General features: G+C 55.0%; 11 protein-coding genes. 4 read left to right on the plus strand and 7 right to left on the minus strand.

Translation table 11 applies throughout. From position 1 onward, the window contains the following. Positions 1–214: 214 nt before the first annotated feature. Positions 215–904, minus strand: a complete 690-nt coding sequence (locus tag ACSZO4_RS05250; protein WP_437887817.1) for an autotransporter domain-containing protein — start codon at positions 902–904, stop codon at positions 215–217. A gap of 149 nt (positions 905–1053) precedes the next feature. Here ACSZO4_RS05250 and tag point away from each other — a divergent pair, with 149 nt between their 5' ends. Beyond that, entirely contained in the window at positions 1054–1635 is a 582-nt protein-coding gene (gene tag / locus ACSZO4_RS05255; protein WP_437887818.1) for a DNA-3-methyladenine glycosylase I, read from the plus strand. Then, entirely contained in the window at positions 1613–2059 is a 447-nt protein-coding gene (locus ACSZO4_RS05260) for an N-acetyltransferase (RefSeq protein WP_437887819.1), read from the plus strand. The genes tag and ACSZO4_RS05260 overlap by 23 nt, the downstream gene beginning before the upstream one ends. Here ACSZO4_RS05260 and ACSZO4_RS05265 read toward each other — a convergent pair. Then, the gene (locus tag ACSZO4_RS05265) at positions 2022–4352 is read right to left on the minus strand and encodes a molybdopterin guanine dinucleotide-containing S/N-oxide reductase (protein WP_437887820.1); all 2331 of its coding nucleotides are present in this window, start codon (positions 4350–4352) and stop codon (positions 2022–2024) included. The two genes, ACSZO4_RS05260 and ACSZO4_RS05265, sit on opposite strands and share 38 nt — an antisense overlap. A 295-nt stretch (positions 4353–4647) precedes the next feature. On the opposite strand from ACSZO4_RS05265, the gene ghrB reads away from it, so the two are divergent. Continuing rightward, positions 4648–5622, plus strand: a complete 975-nt coding sequence (gene ghrB, locus ACSZO4_RS05270; protein WP_437887821.1) for a glyoxylate/hydroxypyruvate reductase GhrB — start codon at positions 4648–4650, stop codon at positions 5620–5622. Between the two features lie 66 nt (positions 5623–5688). Here the strand turns inward: ghrB and ACSZO4_RS05275 are convergent, their stop codons facing one another. Beyond that, positions 5689–6399, minus strand: coding sequence for a DUF3053 domain-containing protein (locus tag ACSZO4_RS05275; protein WP_437887822.1), 711 nt, complete (start codon positions 6397–6399; stop codon positions 5689–5691). A gap of 376 nt (positions 6400–6775) precedes the next feature. On the opposite strand from ACSZO4_RS05275, the gene ACSZO4_RS05280 reads away from it, so the two are divergent. Beyond that, positions 6776–7066: an HTH-type transcriptional regulator gene (locus ACSZO4_RS05280; protein ID WP_437887823.1), complete on the plus strand. Its 291-nt coding sequence runs from the start codon at positions 6776–6778 to the stop codon at positions 7064–7066. A 43-nt stretch (positions 7067–7109) separates the two neighbouring features. Here ACSZO4_RS05280 and ACSZO4_RS05285 read toward each other — a convergent pair whose 3' ends face one another. The 4 genes from ACSZO4_RS05285 to ACSZO4_RS05300 all read right to left on the minus strand — a co-directional run bounded on the left by ACSZO4_RS05285 (position 7110) and on the right by ACSZO4_RS05300 (position 12424). Next, the gene (locus ACSZO4_RS05285) at positions 7110–8732 is read right to left on the minus strand and encodes an ABC-F family ATP-binding cassette domain-containing protein (protein ID WP_437887824.1); all 1623 of its coding nucleotides are present in this window, start codon (positions 8730–8732) and stop codon (positions 7110–7112) included. A gap of 293 nt (positions 8733–9025) precedes the next feature. Then, positions 9026–11095, minus strand: coding sequence for a glycine--tRNA ligase subunit beta (gene glyS, locus ACSZO4_RS05290; protein WP_437887825.1), 2070 nt, complete (start codon positions 11093–11095; stop codon positions 9026–9028). A gap of 9 nt (positions 11096–11104) precedes the next feature. Then, positions 11105–12016: a glycine--tRNA ligase subunit alpha gene (glyQ, locus tag ACSZO4_RS05295; protein ID WP_437887826.1), complete on the minus strand. Its 912-nt coding sequence runs from the start codon at positions 12014–12016 to the stop codon at positions 11105–11107. Positions 12017–12121: 105 nt separating this feature from the next. Beyond that, positions 12122–12424, minus strand: coding sequence for a YsaB family lipoprotein (locus tag ACSZO4_RS05300; RefSeq protein ID WP_437887827.1), 303 nt, complete (start codon positions 12422–12424; stop codon positions 12122–12124). Positions 12425–12435 lie beyond the last annotated feature (11 nt).

Genomic DNA, 12435 nt, shown 5'->3' on the forward strand with positions numbered 1-12435 from the left:
GAATTCACTGCGGACAACGATAACGAAGTGCATTTCATGCCAGGGTAAAAAAGGCATGAAATGCAGTTAAGCGGGAATGAAATGCATCAGAGCGGGAATGAATGACATCGCTAAATTTCATTGCCGCGAATTTATCAGGTGAGTTAGTACATACTATCATCCCAGCGCCGATGATTATTGTGTATGACTTGTAAACAAAATGTATTATTGCTGCTTAAAAACGCGCGCTGACGCCCATGCTGTAGAGATAATTCTGTCCGAGAACCCAGTTTTCCGATTGTGACATCGACGCATAGGCCGCAATGTGCTGATTAAGCAGCATATCGGCGCCGAGAGTGACATCCATCCAGTTGCCATACTGATTGGCCGCAGAAAGGCGATTCAGACCGGACTGGATTTTCCAGACATTCTCACCAAACTGCTGGTTATAGCTGATTTGCGCCCAGGGTCGGACATCGCCAATCAGGGTATCAACCCGCCAGCCAAGGGTACTGACGCTGGCATGCCAGAGCGGGTCGCTGTAGCGATTGCCCGTACCGCCATCACTGTATTCGCCGTTCGTTGAGGGGGTTGAGCCGTCGTAATGCCACACCGCCACCGGCCCGGTCATCACGCCTTTCAGCACCGGGATATTAAAACCGATGCTCATGGTGCTGACGGCATCCATCGGAGTGGTATCCGGAAGATTAAACGCCACGCCGGGGGAATTCTGCGACGATCGAATTCGTTCTTCCAGAATATCGTTATAACGTGGTTGGTGATCGCTATCCCATGTATAGCGTTCAGACATATTATTCTGCCGGTCGGGCGCGATATATTCTTGCTGCCAGGCCAAAGCCGCATGGCTAAAAAGAAGACACGCAGGCACTATCGCCAGCAAACGGCCACTGTATGTTATTTTCATCAATGCGACTCCAGAAAAGAGCCGAATTCGGCATATTTGTTATCGTTTTTTTTGGGACGTAAATCCCTTACATAAATATTGTCTTTTTAACCGGCACGTCAAGATGTGCAGTCATATTATTTTGATCATAATCAGCAACGGAGAAGGATATGCAACGCTGCGGTTGGGTGACTCAGGACCCGCTTTATCTTGCCTACCACGATGAAGAGTGGGGAGTCCCGCAACGGGACGAAAACGCGCTGTTTGAGATGATCTGTCTGGAAGGACAACAGGCAGGATTATCCTGGATTACGGTGCTTAAAAAACGCGAAAACTACCGAAAATGCTTCCATAACTTTGATCCTGAGCGCGTTGCGGCAATGGGGCCAGAAGATGTCGAACGGCTGGTGCTCGACGCCGGCATTATTCGTCACCGGGGCAAGATCGAAGCGATTATCGGCAATGCGCGCGCCTTTCTGACCATGGCGCAAAATGGCGAACCCTTCGGGGCATTTGTCTGGTCATTTGTGAATAATGAACCCCAGCTGACGCAAGCCGCTTCGCTGAGTGAACTGCCCACCTCAACGCCGGCCTCTGATGCCCTGTCAAAGGCACTGAAAAAACGTGGCTTTAAATTCGTTGGCACCACCATTTGTTACTCCTTTATGCAGGCCTGTGGTCTGGTGAATGACCATATCGCGGGCTGTATTTGTCATCCCGGAGGTCAACATGATCCACATCTGGAAAAATAAAGATATTTCGCCACTGCTGACGCTGTGGCTGGAAAGCACCACCTTCGCCCATCCCTTTATCACCGAGAAATACTGGCGGGATAGCGAAAAACTGGTGCGCGAAGTCTATCTTCCCGCCGCGCAAACCTGGGTCTGGGAAGCGCAGGGAAAACCGCAGGGCTTTATTAGCGTGATGGAAACACAGTTTGTCGGCGCGCTGTTCGTGCGCCCGGCAGCGGTGAGGCGTGGTATTGGTAAAGCGCTGCTCGATCACGTCAAGCAGCGCTTTAGCGCCCTAAGCCTGGAGGTATACCAGAACAACGAACGGGCAGTGCATTTCTACCATGCTCAGGGCTTTCGTATTGAAGACAGCGCCTGGCAGGATGACACCCGGTACCCGACGTGGATCATGAACTGGCAGGTGGATCAAATGCCGTCAGCGTAAGCGCAGGCCCGGTGTATTTCTCCATCCATGCCAGCGCGGTGTTGCCCGCACAGCCATTTCCCAACTTCGAGCTGGGAAGATCTTTGGTCAACACGTTTACCGCGCCGTTTTTGCAGATCCCCCCTTCATCAAGGGCCAAATCCGGCCATGCGCCCTGATGAATACAGATAACGCCGGGTTTGATCCCCTCACTGACCACCGCACCGGCAAGCACCTGTCCGCGCGCATTCCACACACGCACCAGGTCGCCATCCGCAATGCCACGCGCTTTGGCGTCGACAGGATGCAGGGTCACCGGCTCACGCCCGGCGACGGCGTAATTATCACGCAGAGACGAGTAATTAAGCTGACTATGCAGACGATGCGCCGGATGAGCAGAAAGCACCTGGAGCTGCTCCGCTTCAGCGTTGCCGTGCCATTCGTCCGGCTCAAGCCACATCGGGTGCGGCGGGCAATCAGCATAGCCAAATCCGGCAATGCGGGCGGAATAAATCTCGATTTTACCGCTGTCGGTTTTCAGCGGATGCGCCTGCGGGTCGCGGCGGAAATCAGCAAAGCGAACAAACTGCGCATTCTGCTCGCTTTCCGGCATTTCAAAAATGGCGTTAGCTTCCCAGAACTCAGCAAACGGCGGCAGACTCACCCCCTGGGCAGCCCCACGTTCAGCGGCAATATCGTAGAAGGTTTCCAGCCATTGCAGATCGGTTTTCCCCTCGGTGAAGCGCTCACGCCCTCCCGGCTCCCAAAGTTCGCTGAGGCAGGCAAAGACGTCAAAGTCATCCCGTGCTTCGTCGCGTGGGGCCACAACCCGCTTCATAGGCACCATATGCTGGTTACTGTAGTCGCCGGTCATGGTCAGATCGTTACGCTCAAACGAGGTGGTGGCTGGCAATACGATATCGGCGTGTTTCGCCGCCGCCGTCCAGAAGCATTCGGAAATCACAATCAGTTCCGGCTTTTGCCACGCCCGAATCAGACGGTTGGTATCCTGATGATGGGTGAAGTTGGCTCCGCCCGCCCACCAGATAAACTTGATATCCGGGAAATGGCGGTCCATACCATTGTGCTGGTAAAACGCACCCGGCTTTTCCAGGGCTTCGATAATGCGCGCCACCGGGATTTTTTCGACAGCTTCAATACCGTCTTTGACCGCCCCCTGCATGGAAGCCAGTACCGCCGCACGACGCGTTGGGTTGCCGCCGTTGGCAAAGTGATACGAGAGGCCAAACCCGGTTCCCGGCAGGCCAATCTGGCCGAGCATGGCGGCAAGCGTCACCAGCATCCAGTGTTTTTGCTCGCCAAACTGCTGACGTTGCATGCCCCAGCCGGACATCAGCATGGTGTTATTTTCGTGGAAAAGTTGCGCCAGTTCGCGAATTTTCGCCGCCGGAATACCACAGATGTCTGCCGCCCACTCCGCGGTTTTCGCCACGCCGTCGCTCTTGCCGGTCAGATAAGCGGCAAAAACGGCATATCCTTCAGTGCAACGACTCAGAAACGCTTCATCCTGCCAGCCATTTTCCACCAGCGTGTGGGCAATGCCGAGCATCATCGCCACATCGGTGCCCATATGGGGGGCCAGCCATTCCACGCTATCGCCGAGGAAATCGACCGTCTCCGATCGCATGGGATCGATGCAGATCACCCGTTTACCGCTTTTGCGCAGGGCATCGAAATACGGAATGCCTTGCTCGTCGGTGGCGTTCCAGGCAATTTTTAACGTATTGAGCGGGTTGGCGCTCCACAGCACCACCACTTCGGCATGTTCCAGCACCAGCGGCCAGCTGGTCTGCTGTTGGTAAACCTCATTGCCGCCCACCACGTAGGGCATAATCGCCTGCGCCGCGCCGGTGGAATAATCCCCCAGATGGCCGGTATAACCGCCCGCCAGGCTCATATAACGCTGCAATAGCGTGGCCGCTTTGTGCAACACGCCGTTAGAACGCCAGCCATAAGACCCCGCAAAGATTGACGCCGGGCCATGCTGCTCACGAATACGCTTATGTTGCTGATGAATAAGGTTCAGCGCGTCGTCCCAGGAGACACGGACAAACTCATCCTGTCCGCGAACGCCCTGAGGGCTGTCAGGCGAAGCCAGAAAGCCTTTACGCACCATCGGAAAACGGACACGGGTTTTACTATGCACCTGATCGCGCACGACCGTTTGCAGTGAATTCGGGTGGCTGGTGGGGATCGCGCCACGGGAGGAGAAAACGGTTTCGCCGTCGGTTTCGACCAGCATCGGCCCCCAGTGGGCAGCCGTAAGTATTGTTTTAACTACAGAGTTTGCCAAAGCGCGCTCCTGGTGCATGCAGGTGGTGGCAGCGTATATATCGCTACCTTATGAAAGTATGAAAGTCGCGCTCTATCATCCACAGTGGCGCGCAATTGGCAAAGAATTAAACGGTATGAGGCGGTACGACCAGAGATAAGCCCGGCTTTAGCGCGCCGCCTGCCTCGTACATTTTTATGGGAGTGGCGCTTTTTACAGCCATATGGCTTACTTGAATGGTAAGGTCTTAGCCTGCTAACGATAAAACAATTCCGACAGGCCCACGTCGCGCCTGATTTAAAACAAGGGAGAATCCATGAAGCCGTCCATCATCCTGTATAAAGCACTGCCCGAAGATTTAGCGCATCGTCTGACAGAACACTTCACGGTTACTCAGGTACCAAACCTGCAGCCTGAAACGGTGGAACAATATGCTGATGCGTTTGCCAATGCCGAGGGTCTGCTGGGATCCACTGAGCAAGTGGGAAGCGAGCTGCTGGCGAAGATGCCGAAGCTGCGTGCAGCATCGACCATCTCCGTCGGTTATGACGCCTTTGATGTGGATGCGCTGAACGCCAAAAAAATCCTGCTGATGCACACTCCCACCGTACTGACGGAAACCGTGGCCGACACCATTATGGCGCTGGTACTCAGCTCCGCGCGACGGGTCGTTGAAGTCGCAGAGCGGGTGAAAAAAGGCGAATGGACGAAAGGCATCGGCCCGGACTGGTTCGGGGTCGATGTGCACCATAAAACGCTGGGGATCATCGGGATGGGACGCATCGGCCTGGCGGTGGCCCAGCGCGCCCATTTTGGTTTCGGCATGCCGATTCTCTATAACGCACGTCGTCAGCATGAAGAAGCGGAAACCCGCTTCCAGGCGCGTTACTGCGACCTTGACAGCCTGCTCAAAGAGTCTGACTTTGTGGTGCTGGTACTGCCTTATTCCGAGCAGACGCACCATCTGATCAATGCAGAGAAATTTGCCATCATGAAGTCGTCCGCCATTTTCATTAATGCCGGGCGGGGTGCCGTGGTGGATGAAAACGCCATGATTGACGCCCTGAAAAATGGCGAAATTCACGCCGCCGGGCTGGATGTGTTTGAGCAGGAACCGCTGTCGGTAGACTCCCCTTTGCTCACACTGCCTAACGTGGTAGCCGTGCCGCACATTGGCTCGGCCACCCACGAGACCCGTTACGGTATGGCGGCCTGCGCGGTGGAAAATCTTATTGATGCCCTTAACGGCCGGGTTGAGAAAAACTGCGTTAATCCGCAAGTCGCACCGTAAATTCCAGTACCACAGACAAAAAAAGAGGCCACATTACTGTCGCCTCTTTTCTTTATTCGCACATGCTTACTGCATCGAATTTACCGTCGCGCCCCACGCCTGGGTAAATGCCTGATGCTGCGCCGCCAGCGGCCCAATCAGCGCATTATACTGGCTTGCCTGCTGAGAGGTCGGGAACTGAATGCCGTTGGCGACAAAGCTCACCTGGGTTCCCTGCTGCGAAATGAAATCGCCAACCTGCACCAGTTGCTGAGTGAAAATCTGTGCGGCCGGGATCAGCGGTTGCAGCGCGTTAGCCGGGCTGGTCACCACCTTCGAGAAGATCTGCTCGAATACCGGCTTAAGATCGTCAGCCTGTTTCAGCGCCGAATGGGCGGCATCCGCCTGCATTTTTGCGTTCTGCAACTGCTGGCTCAGAACACCCAAAGCACCGTTTGCCTGGCGCAACGGTTCGCGCTGGGTCATATAATCCTGAGGCACACGAATGGCGTTCACGCTATCAACGACCGGGCGCAGGCCGGAATCCATCGCCTGATTCACCTGCTGGGAATAGCCATACAGGATCGCGTAATCGGACACGAAGGGGCCAAACTGTTTTTTCTGGTCAGCCGTCAGTGCGGGGAGACGTTCGCTACTGCGCATCGCCGTATTTTGCAGGAAATCGATAAACGCTTTACGCTGATCGCCTTCTTTGTCAAAACACCCGCTCAGGCCAACTACCATTAGTAGCGCCGCAAGTGGCGCAAACCAGCGAGAACAGGACGTTCCTGTCGCCATTTTAAACTCCTTTAACCCATAAAAAACATACAGCGGCACCACGTGCCTGACGCTGACAAGGATAGTCCAGGTCGGCGTCAGAGGATACCCTTTTCCTTGGTTTCTTAACGAGGTAACCCCAGGCGAAGTACAGAGGCCTCCCCCGTTTCGTCATACAACTTTCTTCTAACGATTTACAAAAAAATACGCACGACGGCCAGACTGTGCGTAATCAAGCAATTAAGAGGCAGCGAAACGTTTGATTATGCATTCTGACAGCATCAAAAATTACTTACCCTGCGATATATCTCCGGAGCCCCTTACAACGCGGTTTTTTAACGACTATTCTTAGTCTTGCTGTATCACTATCCGCTGTGTGATTTAAGAGGAGTTCTCAATGGAATATAAAGATCCGATGTATGAGCTGCTTAGCAGTCTGGAACAGATTGTCTTTAAAGATGTAACGCAGACGGTAACCCTCGCTCAAAAAACGAATTCATTCAATGAGTTCGAACAATTACGCCGTGGCACGGGGTTAAAGATTGACGATTTCGCCTGCGCAATGGGTGTCAGCGTCTCGACGGTACAGGAGTGGGAATCAAAACGCGTGCGTCCCTCTGCAACCGAAATGAAACTGATGCGCCTGATTCACTCGAATCCGACACTCAGTAAACAGTTAATGGAATAAAACGTTAATTTTGTAACCCCCGAACAATCGGGGGTTTATGCAGTTAAGACAGTCGCTCGCAGCTAATCTCAGATTCACGCCACTCCAGACAATGTGTCAGCCCTAATTCCCCCAGAAACGCCTCATCATGCGATACCACCATCAAGGCCCCTGGAAACGACGCCAGCGCCGCTTCAATCGCCTGTGCAGAAGCCAGATCCAGATGGTTCGTGGGCTCATCAAGGAGCAACAGTTGGGTTGCCTCGCGCCGCCAGAGAACGCAGGCCAGCGCCGCTTTCAAACGCTCTCCGCCGCTTAATGCCGACAGCGGCAGCGTCACTTTATCGGCACTCAGCTGGAGCTGCGCCAGACGCATACGCAATACCCCTTCCTCAAGCGGCGTATCTTCAAGGCTTAAATGCGCCAGTACAGACAGCGAGAGATCCAGACAGGAAAGATGCTGATCAAGATACGCGGTGGTGACCGACACTGAGCAATCGCCAGAGAGCGGCGCTATTTCACCGAGGATCGCCTTTAGCAGCGTCGATTTGCCACAGCCGTTTGGCCCACGCAGCGCCACACGCATCGGCCCATCCATTCGCCAGGTTAGCGGGAAGCGCGGCACATGCGGCAGGACCAGTTTTTCCATCACCAGCACCTGTTTCCCCTCGGCAATCTGGCTGCCCGGTAGCGTAAAAAGCACGGAGGCGTTTTCCTCTACACGTTCCCGCGCCCGGTTAACCGCAGCATTGAGCGCCTCGTTCTGCTCACGATGTTGATGGCGAAAAATACCCAGGCGTTCCTTTGCCGCACCTTTGTATTTCACCCGCTCAAACGAGGCGATATTGAGAGTATCAACGGTGCCTAAGGTCTGAGCAGAGCGCCGCTGGCTGGCGTCATGCTCTTTTTGCAGCCGAAGACGGGTACGGCGACGTTCGGTGGCGGCATGCTCCAGCGCGGCCTGGGCTGCCTGTTGCTCCGCGTCTCGCTGGCGCTGGTAGTCGGCATAGTTTCCGCCGTAGCTGCGTAATCCTGAAGGCGTGAGATCCAGAATACGTGGCATCAGCGCCAGCAGTTCACGATCGTGGGTCGCCACCAGGGTTCCGCCGCGCCGACGGGTGAGCATGGCATAAAACCACTCACGCCCCTGACGGTCGAGATGGTTTGTCGGTTCATCCAGCAGCAGATAATCCGCTTCCTGCATAAACGCGGCGCACAACAGCGCCCGCATCCGTTCGCCGCCGCTGAGCTGTGCGGCGGGACGGTGAGCAGAGAACGCGGGCAACCGGGCCTGGGCAAAAGCGGCTTCCAGGCGCTCCTGCAGATCCCAGAACCCCTCCAGACGCTCCAGGTCATCGGGTTGGTAGTCACCCTGTTCAATACGTTTACGGGCAGCAAAAATATCGCCATAGCCCAGCATTTCCGCAAGCGTCGTCTCATGAGAGATCTGGTGTTGCTGTGCCACGAAGGCCAGCGAACCAAAGCGTTCGACATGCCCATAAGCGGGCATATCCAGACCGGCCAGCAGGCGTAACAGACAGGTTTTGCCACTGCCGTTGCGGCCCACGAGAGCGCATAGCGCAGATTCAAGCGATAAGGTTAACGGACCAAAAAGAGTTTCGCCCGTCGCAAACTGACAGGTGAGTTGATGCAAAATTAAAGCAGGGGATTGGGCGCAATGAGCCATAAGCACTCCTGATTGAAATCAAAACCTCCCTGCGCGCACTGAGTGCGTTGCAAGGCGTGAAATTCATCAGTCGTGTTTGTTCATTTTTGGTGTGCGCTCCGGAATGACGAGGGCTTCGTCGTGGCAAAGAATAGCCGGAGAACAGCCCGCATTTCAAGGTTAAAAATGATGGGATAACTCCGGAGGGATCCCCAAAGGGGCGAGGGGCTGCCAGTGCCCTCTTGGGCCATCATTTTCTTAAGGCAATAAAAAACCCGCCAGGCGGCAGGTTTTTTTATTACTCAGCGCAACCGTTACTGCAACAGCGAAATATCCGCAACCTGCAGGAACAACTCGCGTAGTTTAGCGAGCAGAGTCAGACGGTTCAGACGCACCTCTTTCTCTTCAGCGTTGACCATCACGTTTTCAAAGAACTCATCGACCGGCTCACGCAGCGCCGCCAGCTCAATCAATGCTTCCTGATAGCGACCTTCTGCAAAGAGCTGCTGAAGTTTGTCACGCATACCGCCAACCTGCAGCGCCAGGCGAATTTCAGCATCGTCTTTCAGGAGCGAAGCCTGAACGTCTTCATTCAGGGTTTCATCTGATTTGGCGAGGATATTGGAGACACGCTTGTTGGCGGCGGCCAGCGCTGCGGCTTCATCCAGAGTGCGGAAGTGAGATACCGCCTTCATGCGCGCATCAAAATCAGCCGGACGCGTCGGGCGACGTGCCAGCACGGCCTGGATGGTGTCAACGGTGTAACCTTCATCCTGGTACCATGCACGGAAACGACCGAGCATAAAGTCGATAACATCGTCGACAACCTTCGCGTTAGTCAGCTTATCGCCGTACAGACGCGCCGCTTCTTCGGTCAGCGTTTGCAGATCCAAAGCGAGGTTCTTTTCAACGATGATACGCAGCACGCCAAGGGCGGCGCGACGCAGAGCAAACGGATCTTTGTCGCCTTTCGGATGCTGACCAATACCGAAGATACCCGCGAGGCTGTCCATCTTGTCGGCAATCGCCACCGCGCAGGCAACAGCGTTAGACGGCAGCTCATCGCCGGCAAAGCGCGGCTGATACTGCTCGTTCAACGCGACAGCGACGTCTTCAGCTTCGCCGTCGTGACGCGCATAGTGCATGCCCATCACGCCCTGGGTGTCGGTGAATTCGAAGACCATATTGGTCATCAGGTCACATTTGGAGAGCAGACCTGCGCGTTTGGCGTGGTCAACATCGGCTCCAATCTGTGGCGCAATCCAGCCAGCCAGCGCTTCGATACGCTTCGTCTTATCGTGCAGAGTACCCAGCTGTTGCTGGAACAGCACGGTTTGCAGACGCGGCAGGTGGTCTTCAAGGCGTTTTTTACGGTCGGTATTAAAGAAGAATTCCGCATCAGCCAGACGTGGGCGCACAACCTTCTCATTACCGGAGATAATTTGCTGCGGGTCCTTCGACTCGATATTGGCCACGAAGATAAAGTTCGGCAGCAGTTTGCCGTCAGCGGCATAGACCGGGAAGTATTTCTGGTCGCCTTTCATGGTGTAAACCAGCGCTTCTGCCGGTACCGCGAGGAATTTCTCTTCAAACTTCGCGGTCAGCACCACCGGCCATTCCACCAGCGAAGCCACCTCTTCCAGCAGGCTTTCGCTCAGGTCAGCGTTGCCGCCAATCTTACGGGCGGCCTCTTCGGCATCTGCCTTGATTTTGGCTTTACGCGTTTCGTAGTCAGCAATGACTTTGCCGCGCTCCAGCAGGATCTGCGGATACTGATCGGCATGGTCGATAGTGAATTCTGGCTCACCCATAAAACGGTGACCGCGAATTACGCGATCGGCGTTCACCCCCAGAATAGTTGCCGGGATAAGCTCATCACCCAACAGCAGGGTAACGGTGTGAACCGGGCGAACAAACTGCACGTCGCTTGCGCCCCAGCGCATCAGTTTCGGGATCGGCAGCTTCGCCAGCGAAGTCGCGATCATGGCTGGCAGCAGAACCTGCGCGCTTTCGCCTTTCACATGCGCACGGTACAGCAGCCACTCGCCTTTATCGGTAGTCAGACGCTCAGCCTGCTCAACGGTGATACCGCAACCGCGCGCCCAGCCTTCAGCCGCTTTGCTCGGTTTACCTTCAGCATCAAAGGCCTGGGCAATAGCCGGGCCGCGTTTTTCAACTTCACGATCGGGCTGGGATGCCGCGAGCGCCGCGACTTTCAGCGCCAGGCGACGCGGTGCCGCAAACCATTCAACCTTGCCATGGGCAAGGCCAGCGGCATCGAGTTCTGCCGTCACGTTGGCAGCAAAGGACTCCGCCAGGCTGCGCAGGGCTTTTGGTGGCAGCTCTTCGGTGCCGATCTCCACCAGGAAAGTATTCTCAGACATGGCCGCCTCTTATTTCGTTCTGTTGCACATCGGGAAGCCGAGGGCTTCACGGGAAGCATAGTAAGCTTCAGCTACTGCTTTGGTCAGGGTACGAATGCGCAGAATATAGCGCTGACGTTCGGTGATGGAGATGGCTTTACGCGCATCCAGCAGGTTGAAGCTATGGGCGGCCTTCAGAATGCGCTCATAGGCAGGCAGCGGCAGCGGATTTTCCAGCGCCAGCAGCTGCTGGGCTTCTTTCTCATACTGCTCGAAGCAGGAGAACAGGAAGTCGACATCCGCATATTCAAAGTTGTACGTGGACTGCTCCACTTCGTTCTGATGGAACACGTCGCCGTAGGTGGTTTTGCCAAGCGGGCCGTCGCTCCAGACCAGATCGTAAACGCTGTCCACGCCCTGAATGTACATCGCCAGGCGTTCCAGACCGTAAGTGATCTCGCCGGTAACAGGTTTACATTCCAGCCCGCCGACCTGTTGGAAGTAAGTAAACTGCGTCACTTCCATGCCGTTCAGCCACACTTCCCAGCCCAGACCCCAGGCGCCCAGCGTCGGGTTTTCCCAGTTATCTTCCACAAAGCGGATATCGTGGATGGTCGGATCCATACCGAGCTCTTTCAGCGAACCCAGGTACAGCTCCTGAATGTTGTCCGGCGATGGCTTAATGACCACCTGGAACTGGTAGTAGTGCTGTAAGCGGTTCGGGTTTTCGCCATAACGACCGTCAGTTGGGCGGCGGGAAGGCTGCACATAGGCGGTTGCCATCGGCTCCGGGCCTAACGCGCGCAGACAGGTCATCGGATGGGAGGTGCCGGCGCCGACTTCCATGTCCAGTGGTTGAACAATGGTGCAGCCCTGACGAGCCCAGTAATCCTGTAAGGTCAGGATCAGGCCCTGGAAGGTCCTGGTATCAAACTTTTGCATATTATTTCGTGCTGGATACGTGTGGATTTAAAGGAAGGGCTCAGTATACCCGCTGAGTGCAAGATATACAGTATGAAACAGGCCTGATTAAGGAAAATAGAAGTACTAACGCATAGAGAGATGCAAAAACTGCCCTTCTGCGTCGAAAGCGCAGACAAAACGCTCCTTCAGAGGGGTAAAGCCCCGCATTTCATAACTACTCTGGAATTGTTCAAATCCGGTGACGGCTATTTTTTGCGTCTGGGTGTTATAGCGGTATGCCGCACTCTGCCTGCAAAGTTGTTCCATTTCCAGCGAGAGTGAAGGACTGACTTTGGCTTTTTGCGCCTTCTGCGCCACTCTCTCCTGCGGTGCCGTGCAACTGGCTAAAAGCAGCAAAAGCACCAGCGCCATACCTTTGTAAATCATTTTTTCACCGC

The organism is Phytobacter sp. V91, from assembly GCF_965644225.1.
Lineage (GTDB): Bacteria > Pseudomonadota > Gammaproteobacteria > Enterobacterales > Enterobacteriaceae > CBFFRJ01.